Origin of the sequence: Ferrimonas kyonanensis DSM 18153 (genome assembly GCF_000425405.1) — a bacterium.
In the GTDB taxonomy this organism is placed as follows: domain Bacteria; phylum Pseudomonadota; class Gammaproteobacteria; order Enterobacterales; family Shewanellaceae; genus Ferrimonas; species Ferrimonas kyonanensis.
Window position 1 is genome coordinate 44,107 of sequence record NZ_KE384366.1, and the last position, 16,532, is coordinate 60,638.

Annotated in this window: 18 protein-coding genes; 14 read left to right on the top strand and 4 right to left on the bottom strand. The window is 56.8% G+C overall.

Annotated elements, in window-relative coordinates; all coding sequences use genetic code 11:
• Positions 1–5 precede the first annotated feature (5 nt).
• Complete coding sequence (locus tag H598_RS0118980; protein ID WP_028114409.1) at positions 6–671, top strand: TIGR04219 family outer membrane beta-barrel protein; 666 nt, start codon at positions 6–8, stop codon at positions 669–671.
• Positions 672–734: 63 nt separating this feature from the next.
• Here H598_RS0118980 and tolC read toward each other — a convergent pair whose 3' ends face one another.
• Positions 735–2,048, bottom strand: coding sequence for an outer membrane channel protein TolC (gene tolC, locus H598_RS0118985; RefSeq protein WP_028114410.1), 1,314 nt, complete (start codon positions 2,046–2,048; stop codon positions 735–737).
• Positions 2,049–2,261: 213 nt separating this feature from the next.
• Between tolC and nudF the strand changes: the two genes are divergently transcribed.
• From nudF to parE, 5 genes are read left to right on the top strand one after another with little or no spacing between them, the layout of a single operon-like run.
• The gene (gene nudF / locus H598_RS0118990; RefSeq protein WP_035416280.1) at positions 2,262–2,891 is read left to right on the top strand and encodes an ADP-ribose diphosphatase; all 630 of its coding nucleotides are present in this window, start codon (positions 2,262–2,264) and stop codon (positions 2,889–2,891) included.
• Positions 2,884–3,318, top strand: coding sequence for a DUF1249 domain-containing protein (locus H598_RS25015; RefSeq protein ID WP_051252880.1), 435 nt, complete (start codon positions 2,884–2,886; stop codon positions 3,316–3,318). Before nudF ends, H598_RS25015 begins: the two co-directional genes overlap by 8 nt.
• A gap of 8 nt (positions 3,319–3,326) precedes the next feature.
• A complete protein-coding gene (gene cpdA, locus H598_RS0119000) occupies positions 3,327–4,151 on the top strand; it encodes a 3',5'-cyclic-AMP phosphodiesterase (protein ID WP_028114412.1) in 825 nt (274 codons plus the stop codon).
• 11 nt (positions 4,152–4,162) lie between these two features.
• Positions 4,163–4,738, top strand: coding sequence for a YqiA/YcfP family alpha/beta fold hydrolase (locus H598_RS0119005; RefSeq protein WP_028114413.1), 576 nt, complete (start codon positions 4,163–4,165; stop codon positions 4,736–4,738).
• 57 nt (positions 4,739–4,795) lie between these two features.
• On the top strand, positions 4,796–6,688 hold the full coding sequence (gene parE / locus H598_RS0119010) for a DNA topoisomerase IV subunit B (RefSeq protein WP_028114414.1): 1,893 nt from the start codon (positions 4,796–4,798) through the stop codon (positions 6,686–6,688).
• Between the two features lie 63 nt (positions 6,689–6,751).
• Here parE and H598_RS0119015 read toward each other — a convergent pair whose 3' ends face one another.
• Positions 6,752–7,090, bottom strand: coding sequence for a hypothetical protein (locus tag H598_RS0119015; protein ID WP_028114415.1), 339 nt, complete (start codon positions 7,088–7,090; stop codon positions 6,752–6,754).
• Between the two features lie 460 nt (positions 7,091–7,550).
• Here H598_RS0119015 and H598_RS0119020 point away from each other — a divergent pair, with 460 nt between their 5' ends.
• The 7 genes from H598_RS0119020 to H598_RS26805 all read left to right on the top strand — a co-directional run bounded on the left by H598_RS0119020 (position 7,551) and on the right by H598_RS26805 (position 13,680).
• Entirely contained in the window at positions 7,551–8,642 is a 1,092-nt protein-coding gene (locus tag H598_RS0119020) for a PQQ-dependent sugar dehydrogenase (protein WP_028114416.1), read from the top strand.
• Positions 8,643–8,647: 5 nt separating this feature from the next.
• Positions 8,648–10,903 (top strand): DNA topoisomerase IV subunit A, encoded by a 2,256-nt coding sequence (parC, locus tag H598_RS0119025; protein WP_028114417.1) that lies wholly within the window; start codon positions 8,648–8,650, stop codon positions 10,901–10,903.
• A 127-nt stretch (positions 10,904–11,030) separates the two neighbouring features.
• Entirely contained in the window at positions 11,031–11,672 is a 642-nt protein-coding gene (locus H598_RS0119030; RefSeq protein WP_084144538.1) for a CatA-like O-acetyltransferase, read from the top strand.
• Between the two features lie 91 nt (positions 11,673–11,763).
• Entirely contained in the window at positions 11,764–12,501 is a 738-nt protein-coding gene (locus tag H598_RS0119035) for a 1-acylglycerol-3-phosphate O-acyltransferase (RefSeq protein WP_028114419.1), read from the top strand.
• A gap of 37 nt (positions 12,502–12,538) precedes the next feature.
• Positions 12,539–12,892, top strand: a complete 354-nt coding sequence (gene rraB / locus H598_RS25020; RefSeq protein WP_035416282.1) for a ribonuclease E inhibitor RraB — start codon at positions 12,539–12,541, stop codon at positions 12,890–12,892.
• Between the two features lie 63 nt (positions 12,893–12,955).
• The gene (locus H598_RS27120; RefSeq protein WP_051252882.1) at positions 12,956–13,477 is read left to right on the top strand and encodes a type II secretion system protein; all 522 of its coding nucleotides are present in this window, start codon (positions 12,956–12,958) and stop codon (positions 13,475–13,477) included.
• 44 nt (positions 13,478–13,521) lie between these two features.
• Positions 13,522–13,680: a hypothetical protein gene (locus tag H598_RS26805; RefSeq protein WP_169629313.1), complete on the top strand. Its 159-nt coding sequence runs from the start codon at positions 13,522–13,524 to the stop codon at positions 13,678–13,680.
• Here H598_RS26805 and H598_RS0119050 read toward each other — a convergent pair.
• A complete protein-coding gene (locus H598_RS0119050; RefSeq protein ID WP_028114420.1) occupies positions 13,674–14,636 on the bottom strand; it encodes a GGDEF domain-containing protein in 963 nt (320 codons plus the stop codon). The genes H598_RS26805 and H598_RS0119050 overlap by 7 nt on opposite strands.
• 7 nt (positions 14,637–14,643) lie before the next feature.
• On the bottom strand, positions 14,644–15,624 hold the full coding sequence (locus H598_RS0119055) for a response regulator (protein WP_028114421.1): 981 nt from the start codon (positions 15,622–15,624) through the stop codon (positions 14,644–14,646).
• Positions 15,625–15,725: 101 nt separating this feature from the next.
• Here H598_RS0119055 and H598_RS0119060 point away from each other — a divergent pair, with 101 nt between their 5' ends.
• Positions 15,726–16,514 (top strand): crotonase/enoyl-CoA hydratase family protein, encoded by a 789-nt coding sequence (locus H598_RS0119060; protein WP_028114422.1) that lies wholly within the window; start codon positions 15,726–15,728, stop codon positions 16,512–16,514.
• The last annotated feature ends 18 nt before the right edge of the window (positions 16,515–16,532 follow it).

Genomic DNA, 16,532 nt, shown 5'->3' on the forward strand with positions numbered 1-16,532 from the left:
AGACAATGCGTGTAAAACTAAGCCTGGCTGCCGCCGCAATTGCTTCGTTGATCTCCGTGGGCGCTCATGCCGATGTGCTGGGAGTGAAACTGGGCCTGGATCTTCAGCAGAACAGCGTTGATGGCAATGTGCGTGGCAGTGGTGCCGGCTGGGACGATAGCTACCGCTTCAGCGGCTATGTGGCGTTTGAGCACTTCATTCCGTTGCTACCAAACCTGATGGTGCGTCATAACCAGCAGGAAGCCGACGGCAACGGTTCATTGAGTGCGGATCTGACCAACACCGATTTCATTGCCTATTATGAGCTGCTGGACAACGGCGCCGTCGAGCTGGATCTGGGTGCCAACTACCGCATCTACAGCGGTAAACTCAATGACGGTGGCTTTAACAGCGATGATCTCGATGACGGCATTTTGCTGGCGTACGCCAAAGGCCAGGTGAACCTGGTTGGCACCGGTCTGTTTATCTATACCGACGTGTCTGTGGGCAAATACGACGACAAGGACATCAGTGATTATCAACTGGGTTTGGGCTGGGAGCTGGACATGCTGCCCCTGAATCTGGCGGTCAAAGGCGGCTATCGTCAGCACAGCTTTGATGTCAGCCGTTGGGGCACCAACGCCGATCTGGAGTTCTCCGGTGTGTTTGCCGGTGTCGAACTCAGCTTCTGAGTCCAGATACAAAGCATAAAAAAACCGCCCGAGGGCGGTTTTTTTGTGGCCGATGAACGCGGGTTATTTCAGACCCTTGTTGATCATCTGCACGTCTTCTTCACTCAGGGTACCGGCCGCTTGTTTCAGCGACAGCACCGCCAGAATGTAGTTGTAACGGGCGTCGGCAAGTTGCTGCTTGGCGCTGTACAACTGACGGGTGGAGGTCAGTACTTCAACAATGGTACGGGTGCCCACCTCAAAGCCGGCTTCGGTGGCTTTCAGGGCGCTTTCCGCCGAGACCACGGATTGCTCATAGGCTCGGATGGTGCTCATGGAGGCGTTGACGTTGTTGAGGCTGTTGCGCAGGCTGCGTACCACCGAGCGGTGAGACTCTTCCAGTGCCTGGGAGGAAGCCACGAAGTTGTACTTCGCTTGTTCAACCTGGCTGCTGACGGAGAAACCCTGGAAAATCGGCACGCTCAACTGCAACGCCACATTACCCGTGGTGTCATTGCTGATGCTGCCGACCCGATCGTCCTCGCTGAACGACTTGGTCACGCCGGCACTCAGGCCCAGGCTTGGCAGATGTCCGGTTTTGGCCAGATTGATCCGCTCTTTGGCGATATCCACACCCAGGCGACGGCTCAACAGCTCCAGGCTGCTCTCTTCACCCAGGGCAAGCCAGGCTTCGTGAGTGGACGGCGTCGGCGTGGAAGGGCTGAATCGTTGAGTGTCCAGCACCGCCAGGTCGGTGTGCGGAATGCCGGTGATTTCACGCAGGCCTTCGTAGCTGTTTTCCAGCGTATTCTGAGCGTTGATCTCTTCGGCGACCGCCAGATCGTATTGCGCCTGTGCTTCATGCACATCGGTGATGGCGGTCAGGCCGACGGCGAACCGCTGCTTAGTCTGCTCCAACTGTCGCTCAATGGCGCGTTTGTTGGCCTGCACGAACTCCAGGGCATCCTGAGCCGACAGTACGTCGAAATAGGCCTGAGACACGCGAACCACCAGGTTCTGCACCGCCAGAGCGTAGTTGGCATCGGATTGAGAGGCACTCTTCTCTGACAACGCCAGATTGACGTAGTTGGCGTGGTCGTAGATGCTTTGGTTCAACGACAAGCCAGCGCTGCCGGCGCCGCCGTCGTCGGTCTGTTCGCCCAAATCATCGAACCAGTTAACGCCGTAGCCCAATGAACCACTGATTTGTGGCAGCAGAGAGGCTCGACTCTGATCGATGGCTTCGAACGCCGCATCCCGGGTGGCTTTGGCTTGCAGCAGTACCGGGTCCTTGGTAAGTGCTTGCTGGTAGATCTGGTACAGATCGTCCGCTTGGGCTGGCAGGGTCGCACTGGCCAGGCCAAGCGCAATGGTCATTGCACGAAATTTGAATCGCATTTCAAATCCTTAAAGTAAATACAAAGCTAGCCTGCACCTATGGCAAGCTATATTTCCGGGCTGGGAAAACCCGTTATTCCCAAGACGACCTTGACTTTGACAGGCTTAGTAAACTGAATTGAGCCTAGGTAAGTCAATCATTTTACTTCGATAAGTGTAACAGGTTATGGAATCAGACAGCTTGCAACAATTCATCAAACACAGGGGACTGCGATGAATAACGACGTTCCAACTCAGTTATCTGTTGAAAACATTGATATTTTAAATAGAAAAGTCGTCTACCAGGGCTTTTTCAAGGTGGTGGAGCTGACTTTGCGCCATCCGTTGTTCGAGGGCGGCCAGAGTGGCACGGTGACCCGAGAGGTGTTTGAGCGCGGCAATGCGGTGGTGGTGCTGCCCTATGACCCGGTTCGGGATCGGGTGGTGCTGATTGAGCAACTGCGGGTGCCGGCCATCGGTAATGCCGATTCGCCCTGGCTGTATGAGTTGGTGGCCGGAATGATGGACGATGAGCAGTCGGTGCTCGAAGTCGCGGCCAGGGAGTTGATGGAGGAAACCGGCCTTAGCGCCCGCCGTCTGACTCAGGTGGGCAGTCACTTGTCTTCGCCCGGTGGCAGTTCGGAGCGGCTGTTCCTGGTATTGGCGGAAGTGGACAGCGAGCGGGCATCCGGCGTGCACGGGTTGGACCACGAACATGAAGACATTCGAGTGCTGGTGTTGCCCCGCGCCGACGCCTATCAGTGGGTGGAGCAGGGAAGAATCGACAATGCCAGCAGTGTGATTGGGCTACAATGGCTTGAGCTGAATCATCATAAACTGGAGCGTCGGGTCGATCATGGCTAAAGGCCGCCACTCGCTGGCAAAGCTGCACGCACTTTATGGCCGCAACTATTTGCGGCTGCTGCCCCTGGTGCCGGAGACCGTCTCTCAGGGCCAACACTGGCACCTGAATCTGGCACCCAATGTGGAGCTGGGGTTCTGTCTGCTGGAACAAACTCGCTACACCCAGGTGTTACAGATTCAACGCTGGTTGCCTTCCAGTGCCTGGCTGACTCTGCCGACAATGTCGGTTAGGATGTACCACGATGCTCAGCTTGCAGAAGTGTTAAGTGGTCAACAGATCTCTGGACTGTGGCCGGTATATGATTGGAAGACTGCCAAATTGTTACTTGCTCGGGACAGGTTTCAGACGAACTTGTTTCTGGCTGAGATATTGGAATGTTTAGCGCCCCACCGGCTGAAATCGATGGCGGCTGTAGTTAGGGAGTAAACCGGCCCTTGAGTGTTCGAGCCAAGGCATTGACGTTCCCTGCCCACAGGCAGGATGTTTGCATCGCACAAATTTCTGATCCCCACCTGTTTGCCGATAAAGGGGCGGAGTTTCTGGGCCTGAATCCCTGGGACAGCTTTGAGACGGTGTTGAAGCAGGTGGCGCAGGAGCCGATCGACATGGTGATCGCCTCCGGAGACATCAGCCAGGATCACAGCATCGGTGCCTACCGCAATTTTGCCGATGCCGTGGGTCAACTGGGCCTGCCGGCCACCGCCCTGCCAGGCAACCACGATGCCTTTGACCGCATGGAGCAAGGTCTGGCGGGCAGTGGCATCATGCTTGACCGGCGCATCATCCTCGGACGTTGGCAGTTGTTGCAGCTCGACAGCACCGTGCTGGGGCTGCCGGGTGGTCACCTCAACCATCATCGGCTGGAGTGGTTGGAAGCGGTGCTGACCCACTCTGCGGCTTACCACACCTTGATCGCCCTGCATCACCACCCACTGGATACCGGCTGTACCTGGCTGGACCAGCATCGTCTCGACAATGGACCTGAATTCAATGCATTGATTCAGCGGTTCGACACCGTTAAAGGGGTGATCTGGGGACACGTGCATCAGCAGATGGATCAGCGCATTGGGGGGATTCGAATGATGGCGGCGCCTTCGACCTCGATTCAGTTTCGTCCCCACTGCCATGACTTTACCCTGGATCATCTGCAACCGGGCTACCGTTTGCTGACCCTGGGTGCCGATGGTAGCATCGACACCCAAGTGAAACGATTGCCTGGTGACCAGTTCCAACCGGACAGGACTGCATCGGGCTATTAGGCAAGGGACCTATGCTGCTCTATATCCACGGTTTCAACAGTTCCCCCCAATCTGAAAAGGCGATGCAGGTACGGCGCTATCTGGCGCACCACCATCCGCACGAACCGCTGGCGGTGCCCAGATTGGCGACCACCCCGACGGAGGCCATGGCCCAGTTGCAGGCGCTGGTGGCCCCGGCGGTCGCGGCCGGAGAGCCCCTGAGAATGCTGGGCAGTTCCCTGGGGGGATACTTTGCCAGTTACCTGGCTCAGAAGTACGGCGGTAAGGCGGTGTTGATCAATCCGGCGGTGCGGCCCTATGAGTTGCTGCGGGATTATCTGGGGCCGCAACAGAATCCCTATACTCAGGAGCACTTTGAGGTGCTGCCTGAGCACATGACTCAGCTAAAGGCGCTGGATACGCCGGTGATCAGCGAACCGCAACAGTTCTTGGTGCTGTTGCAAAGCGGCGATGAAGTGCTGGATTATCGTCAGGCTGTCGACAAGTACCACCACTGCCAGATGGTGGTGGAGGCGGGCGGTGACCACAGTTTTGTCAATTTCGAGCGGCAGTTGCCTGACGCCTGCCGGTTCCTGGAACTGGCTTGATTGCCGGTGATCACACTCGGTACTATGACCCTTAGTAAAATCGAATTGGACCCCTAGATGACAACTCAATATACCTCTGATGCCATTGAGGTTCTGAATGGACTGGAGCCGGTTAAACGGCGCCCGGGAATGTACACCGACACCACCCGCCCCAATCACCTCGGGCAGGAAGTGATCGACAACAGCGTCGATGAGGCCCTGGCGGGTCATGCCAGCTCCATTCAGATCATCCTTCATAAAGACCAGTCTTTGGAAGTGATCGACGATGGCCGGGGGATGCCGGTGGACATTCACCCGGAAGAGGGGGTCCCGGGAATCGAATTGATCATGTGCAAGCTGCACGCCGGCGGTAAATTCTCCAACCAGAACTACCAGTTTTCAGGTGGTCTGCACGGGGTGGGCATCTCGGTGGTGAACGCCTTGTCCTCCCGGGTGGAAGTCAGTGTTCGCCGCGACGGCCAGGTGCACGAGATCGCGTTTGAACACGGGGATAAGGTTCAGGATTTGCAGGTGACCGGCACCTGTGGCCGCCGCAACAGCGGCACCCGGGTTCATTTCTGGCCCGATCCCAGCTACTTCGATTCCGCCAATTTTTCGGTGGCGAGAATGACCCACCTGCTGCGGGCCAAGGCGGTGCTGTGCCCGGGACTGAGGATCAAGTTTGACAACAAGGTCGCCGGTGAAGTCACCGAATGGTATTTCGAGGATGGCCTCAAAGACTATCTGTATGACTCGGTCAAGTCGTGGCCGATGCTGCCTGAGGTTCCGTTTACCGGTGCGTTTTCCGCAAACAATGAAGCGGTTGACTGGGCCCTGGTATGGCAGCCGGAGGGCGGCGAATCGATCACCGAGAGTTACGTCAACCTGATCCCCACCGCGCAAGGGGGAACTCACGTCAACGGTCTGCGCCAGGGGCTGCTGGAAGCGTTGCGGGAGTTTTGCGAGTTCCGCAACCTGATGCCCAGGGGCATCAAGCTGGCACCAGAAGACATCTGGGACAAGGTCAGCTACATCCTCTCCACCAAGATGCAGGATCCCCAGTTCGCCGGCCAGACCAAGGAGCGGCTGTCGTCCCGGCAATCTGCCGCGTTCATCTCCGGCGTGGTTCGGGACGCGTTCAGCCTGTGGCTCAATGAGCATACCGAGCAGGCCGAGGCGATCGCCGAGTTCTGTATCTCCAGCGCTCAAACGCGTCTGCGCAAAGCCAAAAAAGTGGCCCGCAAGAAAATCACCTCGGGGCCGGCCCTACCCGGTAAACTGACCGACTGCACCACCACCGAGCCGATGCGCGGTGAACTGTTCCTGGTGGAGGGCGACTCCGCCGGTGGCAGTGCCAAGCAAGCCCGGGATCGGGATTTCCAGGCGATCATGCCGCTGCGAGGAAAAATTCTGAATACCTGGGAGGTGGACGCCTCTCAAGTGCTGGCGTCTCAGGAGGTGCACAACATCTCCATCGCCCTGGGCATGGATCCGGATTCCGAGGATCTGTCCGGGTTGCGTTATGGCAAGGTGTGCATCCTGGCCGATGCCGACTCCGACGGCCTCCACATCGCCACCTTGCTGTGTGCCCTGTTTGTGAAGCACTTTCGCACCCTGGTGGAGCACGGACACGTGTACGTTGCCATGCCACCGCTGTTCCGCATCGATGTGGGTAAAGAGGTGCACTACGCCCTGGATGACAGTGAGCGCCAAGGCATTCTGGATCGCATCGCCGCCGAGAAGAAACGCGGAAAAGTCCAGGTCACCCGATTCAAGGGCCTGGGTGAAATGAATCCGGGGCAACTGCGGGAAACCACCATGGACCCCAATACCCGTCGCCTGGTGCAGTTAACCGTGGACGATCAGCAGGCCACCGAGGCCTTGATGGACATGTTGCTGGCGAAAAAGCGGGCCAGTGATCGCAAAAGCTGGTTGGAAAGTAAGGGCGACCTGGCGGCACTGGAAAACTGAGTGCACCACGCCACCCTCAGAAAAAGGGTCGCCATCAGGTGGCCCTTTTCGATCGGGCGGAGCTTACCAGGCGGTGCGCTTTTTGCAGTCCATAAAGTTAAGGGCACTGACAACGCCGCTGGACCAGTCTTCTGCCAGTTCACGTTTTTCATGGGCGACCTGCACCACGCATTTGGAAAAGCTGCCGCCCAGTTCGCTGCGCAGAGATTTTGCCGGGTAGGACAGACGGGCAGCCACCACCTGGTGGAGAGGCATGCGCCAATGCACCAGGCTGCCATCGGGTTCCTGGGTAACGGCGGTGGTTTCATTGATCCAGCCGCTGTCTTTGACCAAATCTTCCAGTTTTGGGCGGCGCGGCGTTGAAGGGCTGTTTTTATCCAATGTATTGATTACGCTTTGCATGGTTTTTACCCACCTTGTTGAGTGCTGGCGTATTAATAGCAAACCGTGATTGGTGGATTCTGTGACCAGTTCACACTAATGGATCTGCGGTTTTTTTAACCTCTCTTTCTGTGCTTGCGGTCACTAATGAGGTGCTGGTGTGGTGATGGTTGTCGCGTTTCTGTTTGGTTTTGTGATCTCCGGAATTTGCGAAATAATCACAAATTATTGATGTTAACCATCCGATTATAATAAATATTGAAGATCTGCTGGTCGGGAAACGCAAAGCTGGTTATCTGCCGGTGGTTTTTTCTTAACATTCGGGCAAACAACAGCCACCAGAGGGTTCAGTCTGTCTGTGAGTGCATATTCAGCCAATGCGCCGATTAATGCACTGTTTTTCTGAGCTCACAGTGTAGATGGCTTTCTTTGGCTGGCTGGTTGCACTAGGTTGGTGACAGTGACAAAAGGAGATTGTTGGATGCGGATAGTGGCGATGGTGAGTCTGTGGTTGTTGCCTGCCTGGGTGTGGGCGGTGCAGTTGCCGCCGGGATTTTCTCTGCAGACAGTGTCGGATCGGGTGCCCGACGCCCGGCAGATGGCCTGGGGAGCACAGGGGACCCTGTTTGTCGGTAGCCGCAAACAGGGCAAGGTGTATGCCTTGCGCGATCTCGATGGCGATGGCCACTATGAAACCCGCGACATCATTGCCAAAGGGCTGTTTATGCCATCCGGCATCGCGTTTCGTGACGGCGCCTTGTACGTGGCGGCGGTGAACCGCATTCTGCGCTTCGATGACATCGAAGCCAACTTGATGGACCCCACCTATGAGGTGGCATTTGATGGCTTACCCAGCGATTCCCATCATGGTTGGAAGTTCATCCGTTTCGATTCGAGCGGTCGGTTGATTGTCCCCGTGGGGGCGCCCTGCAACGTCTGCAATCGGGGGCGGCCTTACGCCAGTCTGCTGGCCCTGCATCTGCAGAAGGGGCACTATGAGGTGTTGGCCACCGGGGTGAGGAACAGCGTCGGTTTTGACTTCCATCCCCGTACCGGTGAGCTGTTTTTTTCCGACAACGGCCGCGATCACCTGGGGGACGATTCACCACCGGATGAGATCAATCGCCTGAGCACGGCCGGAGCCGATTTTGGTTTTCCCTTTGTCCATGGTAACTCGGTGTTGGATCCGCAGTTTCGTACTTCCGAGGATCGGCTGCGGGCAGTTCAGCCGCCGTGGTTTGAACTGCAGGCTCACGTTGCCCCCCTGGGGGTGCATTTCTATCGAGGAACACAGTTTCCTGCTCCGTATCGGCAGGCGTTGTTCATCGCCGAACACGGCAGTTGGAATCGCAGCAGCAAGGTGGGTTACCGGGTGACCATGTTGCGAGAGGATGAGCAGGGAGCGCCTCAATATCAGGTGGTTATTGACGGTTGGCTTGATGGAGAACAACCTTTGGCCCGTCCGGTCGCTTTTCTTGAGCACCCAGACGGTTCGCTTTTGATTTCTGACGATTATAATGGTGCCGTTTACAAATTGACGTACACCGACTCGCCGGCCCACGCGGATAGATAATGACAATGAGTGATGCAACTGAAATGAGCCTGGAAGGGATTGAGCAGCGGCCGCTGCACGCTTTCACCGAAGAGGCCTACCTGAACTACTCCATGTACGTGATCATGGATCGTGCTCTGCCCCACATTGGTGATGGCCTCAAGCCGGTACAGCGGCGAATCATCTATGCCATGAGTGAGCTGGGACTGTCGGCCACCGCCAAATACAAGAAGTCCGCCCGGACCGTGGGGGATGTGCTGGGTAAGTACCATCCCCACGGTGACAGCGCCTGCTACGAAGCCATGGTCTTGATGGCCCAGCCTTTCAGCTATCGCTACCCGCTGGTGGATGGCCAGGGCAACTGGGGCGCCGCCGACGATCCTAAGTCGTTTGCCGCCATGCGGTATACCGAGTCCCGCCTGTCTAAGTTCTCTGAGGTGTTGCTGGGAGAGCTGGGGCAAGGCACCGTCGACTGGGGCGTCAACTTTGATGGCACCATGAAGGAGCCGAAAACCCTGCCGGCTCGATTGCCTCACATCCTGCTTAATGGCATCACCGGCATTGCGGTCGGCATGGCCACCGACATTCCACCCCATAACGCCCGCGAAGTCGCCAACGCTTGTGCGCACCTGCTGGACAACCCCAGGGCCGAGCTGGAGCAACTGATGACCTTCGTTAAGGGGCCGGATTACCCGACCCGGGCGGAGATCATTACCCCCCAGGCCGACATTGCCAAGTTGTACGCCACCGGTAAGGGCTCCATCAAGATGCGGGCGGTCTACCGCATCGAGCAGGGAGAGGTGGTGATTACCGAGTTGCCGCACCAGGTGTCCGGCGCCAAGATTCTGGAGCAGATCGCCGCCCAGATGCAGGCCAAAAAACTGCCGATGGTCACCGATCTTCGCGATGAGTCCGACCATGAAAACCCCACTCGCCTGGTGGTGGTGCCTCGTTCTAACCGGGTCGATCTGGACCAGGTCATGGCCCACCTGTTTGCGACCACGGACCTGGAGAAAAGCTACCGGGTGAACCTTAACATGCTGGGGCTGGATCAGCGCCCGGCGGTGAAGGGACTGAAAACCATCCTGTCCGAATGGCTGGAGTACCGGCTGGAAACGGTGCGGCGGCGGTTGCAATTCCGTCTGGATAAGATTCTGGCTCGGTTGCACATCCTCGATGGTTTGCTGATTGCGTTTCTGAACATCGACGAAGTGATCGCCATCATTCGCAACGAGGATGAGCCCAAACCGGTGCTGATGGCCCACTTTGGTCTCAGCGAGAAACAGGCCGAAGCGATTCTGGATCTGAAGCTGCGCCACCTGGCCAAGCTGGAAGAGATGAAGATTCGCGCCGAGCAGGATGAGCTGGCGACCGAGCGCGATAAGTTGCAGCTGATTTTGTCTTCCGAGCGACGGATGAAGACACTGGTCAAAAAAGAGCTGCTGGCGGATGCCGAGACCTACGGTGACGAACGTCGCAGCCCGTTGCAGGAGCGGGGAGAAGCCAAGGCCCTGAGCGAAACCGAGCTGATGCCCACCGAAGCGATCACCGTGGTGATGTCTCAGAAAGCCTGGGCCCGTCAGGCCAAAGGCCATGAGGTGGACCCTGAGACGCTCAACTACAAATCCGGCGACAGCTACCTGTCTCATGCTCGAGGCCGCAGTAATCAGCCGGTAATTTTCCTGGAAAGTTCCGGTCGCAGCTACACCACCGACAGCCACACCCTGCCGTCGGCGCGCAGCCAGGGCGAGCCGTTGTCCGGCCGCTTTAACCTGGTGGCGGGCGAGGTGCTGGAACACACTATGATGGGTGACCCGGAGGCCTTGTATCTGCTGGCAACCGATGCCGGCTACGGGTTTGTCTGTGCCCTGAAGGACATGATCAGCCGCAATAAGGCCGGTAAGGCGTTGCTGACGGTGCCGTTGGGTGCCCGGGTTGTGGCGCCGACGCTGGTGGCGGATCAGGCCAGTGATCGCTTGCTGGCGATCACCACCGAAGGGCGGATGTTGTTGTTCCCTATCGCTCAACTGCCGGTGCTGAGCAAGGGCAAGGGCAACAAGATCATCGGCATCCCCACCGAGCGAGTGAAAAACCGCGAAGAGTTCGTCAAACACCTGATGGTGGTGCCGGAAACGGCCGCAGTGACCTTGTGGGCGGGCAAGCGCAAACTGACCCTGAAGCCGGACGACCTGGCCCACTATCAGGGCGAGCGTGGCCGTCGCGGCAACAAGTTGCCCAGGGGGCTGCAGCGGGTGGATAACCTGGAGCTGGTTCAGGGCTGATAACACACAAACGGAACCGCAACGGTTCCGTTTTTTTATGGCGCAGTGGCTACTCGTGGCCACGATGGTGGTAGCATAGGTGCGCCGTTATTGCTGGCTTTGGTCAGCCCGATTCAGACAGGGATATATGAAGTACCTCGACATGGAAACCTGGCCTCGTGCTCAGCAGTTTCATTTTTTCAATCAATTGGACCAACCCTATTTTAGCCTCTGCGCCGACGTTGAGATCACCGCCTTGCATCAGTTGGGGCAGTCCGGTCGAATCTCGGTGTACCACGCCATCAGCCATGCCATCATGACCGTGGCCAATGAACTGCCCTGGATGCGTTGGCGCATACGGGGCCAACGGGTATTGGAGCACCCCAGGCTCAATGCCGGTCTGACGTCCCTGGGCGAGGATCAGCAGGTGCGGTTTACCCGGGTGGCATTCAGTGAGGATTTTCAGGCGTTTTCCCAGGCGATGACCGAACAGTCACTGGCCTCGGTACGGCGCTCAGAGTTGTTCTCCGACCAGGATGACAGCGACGATGACGCCATTTTCATGTCCTGTCTGCCCTGGGTTCGCTTTACCCAGATGACCAACCCGATGCCTTTGAGTCCGGCCGATTCGGTACCGAGGATCACCTGGGGCCGATACGACATACAGCCCGATAAGGTGGTGTTGCCGCTGGCATTTCAGATTCATCATGCCATTGCCGATGGTTTGCATGCCGGTCAGTTTTATCAGCAATTACAGCAACGTCTCGATGACTGCCACAACTGGGTATAAAATTTGAGCGCACAGTTGTAACGAATTCGTTGTTTCGATGAGGGGAGTTGCCTATACTGGGCGCCCCTGATTTGAGGAGAAAGATTCGCCGATGTTGCTGCTGTTGCGTTCTTTGATTTTATCGGTGCTACTGGTGGTGGTGTCCCTGATGGGAATGCTGTTGTGCCTGTTGCGCCCGTTTCACCGGAATAATGTCCACTATACCGCCAAGGTGTTTTCCAGCGTCGCGCCGGTGCTGGGCATCAAGGTGATCCACCGTGGTCACCAGTCTGACAGTGACGAGCCGGTGGTGTACGTCAGTAATCACCAGAATAACTACGATCTGTTTACTCATACCGGTTCGGTGCCTCCGGGAACCGTGTCCATGGGTAAGAAGAGCCTCAAATGGATTCCATTTTTCGGCCAGTTGTATTGGTTGACCGGCAACATTCTGATCGATCGCGCTAATCGCTCCAAAGCGGTACGAACCCTGCAGCAGGCGGCGGAGAAGATCACCGCCAAGTCGCTGTCGGTGTGGATCTTTCCCGAAGGTACCCGTTCCCGTGGCCGCGGCTTGTTGCCGTTTAAGACTGGCGCCTTCCACACTGCCATTCAGGCTGGGGTGCCCATTGTGCCGGTGGTGGCCTCCAACCAGCAGGGCATACACCTGAACCAGAAAAACAATGGCGTGGTGATTGTCGAGACTCTGGAGCCGATTCCCACCAAGGGCTATGGCCGGGAGCACGTTCGCGAGTTGGCCGAAGAGGTGTATCAGCGGATGCAGCAGCGCCTCAATGAATTGAATCAGGAAGCATTGAGCCTGGCTGGAGCTAAGGCGACGCCAGCCTGATATAATTGGCTAAACTTGTTTATTAGTGGAGATGGCGATGACCATTGAAGAGTTGGTTCAGGAGCAGTTGCAAGAGAATCAGGATATTGTCGAGGCGCTGTTGGAAGACGGCTCCAATCCCGATGCCGACTACACCATTGAGCACCATTTTTCCGGTGCCAATTTTGACAAACTGGAGAAGGCGGCGGTGGATGCCTTTAAGGCCGGTTTTGAGGTGGATGACGCCGAAGAACTGGAGTTGGATGACGGTGCCACCGTGTTTGCGTTTGATGCCATCATCGAACATAAGCTCGATATCGAACGCCTGAACAGCGATGCCAAAACTTTGATTGAACTTGCCGAAAAACACGGTGTTCAGTACGACGGTTGGGGAACCTATTTTGTAGAGTAACCACTCAGGTGGTATTCTGATGCGCTGATGAAGGCGCTTAGGTTTAGGCGCCAGGGAGGGCGAATGAACAAAGGGTTTACATTAATCGAGCTGGTGGTAGTGATCATCCTGCTCGCCATTCTGGCGGTTGTCGCCGCACCTCGCTTCATCGATCTTAACTCCGAATCCGAAACCGCCGTGTTTGAAACCACCTTTGCCGCGTTTCGTCAGGCCGTGAATCAGAGCCATTTGTGCTGGCGCCTCCGTGGTGGCGGCAGCGATCAGGAAAACCTGAGTTGCTCCAACGAGGCCCTGTACAACAGCGTCGATTATAACGCCGAGGGCTTTCCAGTAGGTACCCTGGAGGGCGGCGGCACCAAGTCGGTGGGCAACGAACACGACTGCCTGCTGCTATGGGATGCCATTCTTGATACCGAACAGGGGGTCTGGAGTGCCTCCGACAACCGCGCTCCGGCCGTTTCCAAAGAGTTGGCCACCTATCAGTCTGAATACATCGGCAGCCAGAGTTGTCGCTATACCCTGCTATCAGACACCAGTCTAAGATTTCGTTACAACAGCCTTTCTGGAGAGGTGGTGCGTTTGTAGCTATAGTGAGTGGCTCAACAACCTGACTGTTGAGGGGTGGGGCCATGGCAGAGCATCAATCCGGCGTCGAACGCCGCAGCATCCATCGTCGCCAGACGGTAGATCGTCGTCAGTACATTCGCTGGGAACCCGGCAAGGCTGAGCGGCGTCACGGGGGCGGCAGGCGTCGTGAAGACGGGCCCTTCAGCTATCCGAATCAGTGAGCATCCAGGGTGTCGCTGTAGAGGATGCAGCGGTTGCGACCACTGCGTTTGGCTTCGTACAAGGCCTTGTCGGCAGCCCTGAACCACTGTTTATCGTCACTGAATCCCGGCTCAAACATGGCGTAACCGATGCTGACGGTGAAGCGGGCTAAACCGCTTTCAGTGCTGACCTCTTGCGCTTCCATGGTACTTCGAATCCGCTCGGCCAACAGGGCCGCTTGTTCGGGCCCGGTTTCCGGCAGCAGCAGGGTAAACTCTTCACCGCCATACCGGGCGGCAATGTCACTTTTTCTGAGCAGCTTACGCAGTTGCTGTCCGACCTGGGCCAGGACGGTATCGCCGGCACTGTGGCCCAGGGTATCGTTGATGGATTTGAAGTGGTCGATATCCAGTACCATCAGTGTTGCAGGGTGCTGGTAGCGACGGCTGCGTTCAAACTCTTTATCCAGGTGTTCCTGCCACAGGCGCCGGTTAGCCAGTCCGGTCAAGGTGTCGATTTGGCTCATTCTCGCCAGGGCCATGCGGTGATTGGCCTCGACGGTGACATCGTAAACGACCAGCGCCACATGGTTAACCTCGCCCAGACGGTTGCTCAGAGGCTGAATGGTGAGGTTCTGATACATATAAGGGCTTTGCCCGGTAACCGGCCGCGAGTTGGGAAACTCAAAAATAAACGGCCGTTGCTCCCAGGTGGTAAAGGCGCGGTTATTGAGCAGAAAGGCGGTTTCCAGCTTGCTGGTCAGCCAGCGCTCCGGCAATTCGGCAAAGACATCAAAGATGCGTCTGCCACGCAGTTGCGATGCACGCTTGCCACTGTGGTTTTCCATGAAACTGTTCCACAGGTGCACTCGACAATCCCGGTCGAGTACCACCAGCCCCACTTCGATGGTTTGCACCAGTTGGGTGAGCAGGTGCAGGGCATCCAGTTCGGGATTGGGACTGATTTTATTGGACATGGTGGGCTCAGACGAGGTCTTTTAGTTGAACTTGCAACAGTTGCCAGCTGGGTTGGGGCAGCAGGAGCAGCAGGTCGCAATTGAGCTTGTGCTGCTCCTGACGGTAACTGATTTCGATGGCGTACACCTCGCCGGAGAGCCGGGTGTCTTCGCTGGAGTGTCGCCAGATCAGTGGCGGGCTCTGACTGAAGGCAACGTTGAGCTGTTCTGACAGGCTGTTGAGGAAGGCACCAAACAGCAGGTTGGCGGCGTCCATCAGTACCTCTTCCTGCTGGTCGATGCTGCACCCCTGGAAGCCAAACAGCTGGCCCAGATCGGTTTCATTGATGTCATGGAACAGCAGCAGTGCTTCACCGGCGATGCCGGCGCCGATAAACCCCTGGGACAGAATCTGAGTGCCGTTGTCCTGGCGAGCACCGGTCAGCATCATCTCCAGATCGTTGGCGCTCCAGTGAGAGACTTTGGGGACCGGCAGGTGCACAAAGTCATCGATCACCTTCGCCAGTAGCGACGCGGTACGCCCCATGGCGACGTTGCAGATCTCCCGCAGCGCGTCTTCCAGGCTGACGTTTTGGGCGTCCACCCGGGTTGGTGGGCTGTCGTCGTGCAACTGATAGCGGGCCAGGGCACTGGCCAGATCCGAGGCACTGAGGGGCTTTTTCAGGAAGTCCAACGCGCCGAGTTCTTTGACTCTTTGCAGTGCCCGGGCTTGGATATCGGCGGAAACCACGATAGTCTGAGGCTTGGAGGTCTGACCAGATAGCGTTTCTAACACCTGATAGCCGTCGATTCCTGGCATATTCAGGTCGAGAAACAGCAACTGATAATCAGATTGGCTCAGCATTTCCAGCGCTCGCTCGCCACTTTCGGCGAACGCAATGTCGCTGCAGAGGCCAGACGGCAAGGTCCTAGCCAGCTGCTTTCTGGCCAGTGCTGAGTCATCGCATATTAGAACCTTGATAGTGGTGCCTCCGTGCCCTTGGGTCAAAAGACCTTCTTATTCAGTGGTATTAGTGAACATTCTATTGAATTAATTCGAGAATGTCATGATCCTGACGGTGATGAATTTCTGACGGCAAAGGAGTGGTCATGTCGGAAAAAGTAAAATTGGCAGTAAAAGATGGTGTTGCCTGGGTGTCATTGAATCGCCCGGATAAATGCAATGCGTTGGATTATGCGTTGTTCAAGGCCTTGGTATCCGTGCAAAAACAGCTGCATCGACGTCGAGATGTGCGAGTGGTTATTTTGTCCGGTGAGGGGCGAGATTTTTGCTCGGGCATCGATATTAAGTCGTTGTTTAATTCTCCCTCTTCGGCAATGAAATTGTTGTTTAAGGTGTTTCCCTGGCGGGCTAACCTGGCTCAGAGGGTCAACACCGGTTGGCGGGATCTGCCGGTGCCGGTGATTGCCGCCATCGAGGGTCGTTGCTGGGGCGGTGGCATGCAGATTGCCCTGGGGGCCGATTTTCGCATCGCTGCGCCCGACGCCAGCCTGGCGGTGATGGAGGGGCGCTGGGGGCTGATTCCTGATATGGGCGGCACATTGGCCCTGCGGGAACAATTGCCCCAGGATCAGGCGCTGATGTTGTCGATGCTGGCGGAGCCGGTGGAAGCGGAGCGGGCACGGCAGCTGAACCTGGTCACCGAAGTGGCCGAACAGCCCAAACAGCGCGCCGAGATATTGGCGCAGGCCCTGATGGAGCGTTCTCCGAATGCCCTGGCGGAAGTGAAGCGTTTATATCGACGGCGGGGCTTTGCCTCAAATGGCCGAATTCTGATTGGCGAAACCTGGGGCCAGATTAAAATGATGCTGTCTAAAAACCAGCGAATAGCGGTGGCCAAACAGATGGGGAAAGAGCGAAATTATTTACCCAGATAGTGGTTGGTTGATATAAAA

What these genes read in the sequence shown, in the direction of transcription:
- parC (WP_028114417.1), top strand. Translation starts at nt 8,648, where the DNA reads ATGAGTGATGCAACTGAAATGAGCCTGGAAGGGATTGAGCAGCGGCCG.
- H598_RS0119050 (WP_028114420.1), bottom strand. Translation starts at nt 14,636, where the DNA reads ATGTCCAATAAAATCAGTCCCAATCCCGAACTGGATGCCCTGCACCTG.
- H598_RS0119030 (WP_084144538.1), top strand. Translation starts at nt 11,031, where the DNA reads ATGAAGTACCTCGACATGGAAACCTGGCCTCGTGCTCAGCAGTTTCAT.
- H598_RS25015 (WP_051252880.1), top strand. Translation starts at nt 2,884, where the DNA reads ATGGCTAAAGGCCGCCACTCGCTGGCAAAGCTGCACGCACTTTATGGC.
- H598_RS0119015 (WP_028114415.1), bottom strand. Translation starts at nt 7,090, where the DNA reads ATGCAAAGCGTAATCAATACATTGGATAAAAACAGCCCTTCAACGCCG.
- parE (WP_028114414.1), top strand. Translation starts at nt 4,796, where the DNA reads ATGACAACTCAATATACCTCTGATGCCATTGAGGTTCTGAATGGACTG.
- H598_RS0119035 (WP_028114419.1), top strand. Translation starts at nt 11,764, where the DNA reads ATGTTGCTGCTGTTGCGTTCTTTGATTTTATCGGTGCTACTGGTGGTG.
- H598_RS0119060 (WP_028114422.1), top strand. Translation starts at nt 15,726, where the DNA reads ATGTCGGAAAAAGTAAAATTGGCAGTAAAAGATGGTGTTGCCTGGGTG.
- H598_RS26805 (WP_169629313.1), top strand. Translation starts at nt 13,522, where the DNA reads ATGGCAGAGCATCAATCCGGCGTCGAACGCCGCAGCATCCATCGTCGC.
- H598_RS27120 (WP_051252882.1), top strand. Translation starts at nt 12,956, where the DNA reads ATGAACAAAGGGTTTACATTAATCGAGCTGGTGGTAGTGATCATCCTG.
- H598_RS0118980 (WP_028114409.1), top strand. Translation starts at nt 6, where the DNA reads ATGCGTGTAAAACTAAGCCTGGCTGCCGCCGCAATTGCTTCGTTGATC.
- rraB (WP_035416282.1), top strand. Translation starts at nt 12,539, where the DNA reads ATGACCATTGAAGAGTTGGTTCAGGAGCAGTTGCAAGAGAATCAGGAT.
- H598_RS0119005 (WP_028114413.1), top strand. Translation starts at nt 4,163, where the DNA reads ATGCTGCTCTATATCCACGGTTTCAACAGTTCCCCCCAATCTGAAAAG.
- tolC (WP_028114410.1), bottom strand. Translation starts at nt 2,048, where the DNA reads ATGCGATTCAAATTTCGTGCAATGACCATTGCGCTTGGCCTGGCCAGT.
- nudF (WP_035416280.1), top strand. Translation starts at nt 2,262, where the DNA reads ATGAATAACGACGTTCCAACTCAGTTATCTGTTGAAAACATTGATATT.
- H598_RS0119020 (WP_028114416.1), top strand. Translation starts at nt 7,551, where the DNA reads ATGCGGATAGTGGCGATGGTGAGTCTGTGGTTGTTGCCTGCCTGGGTG.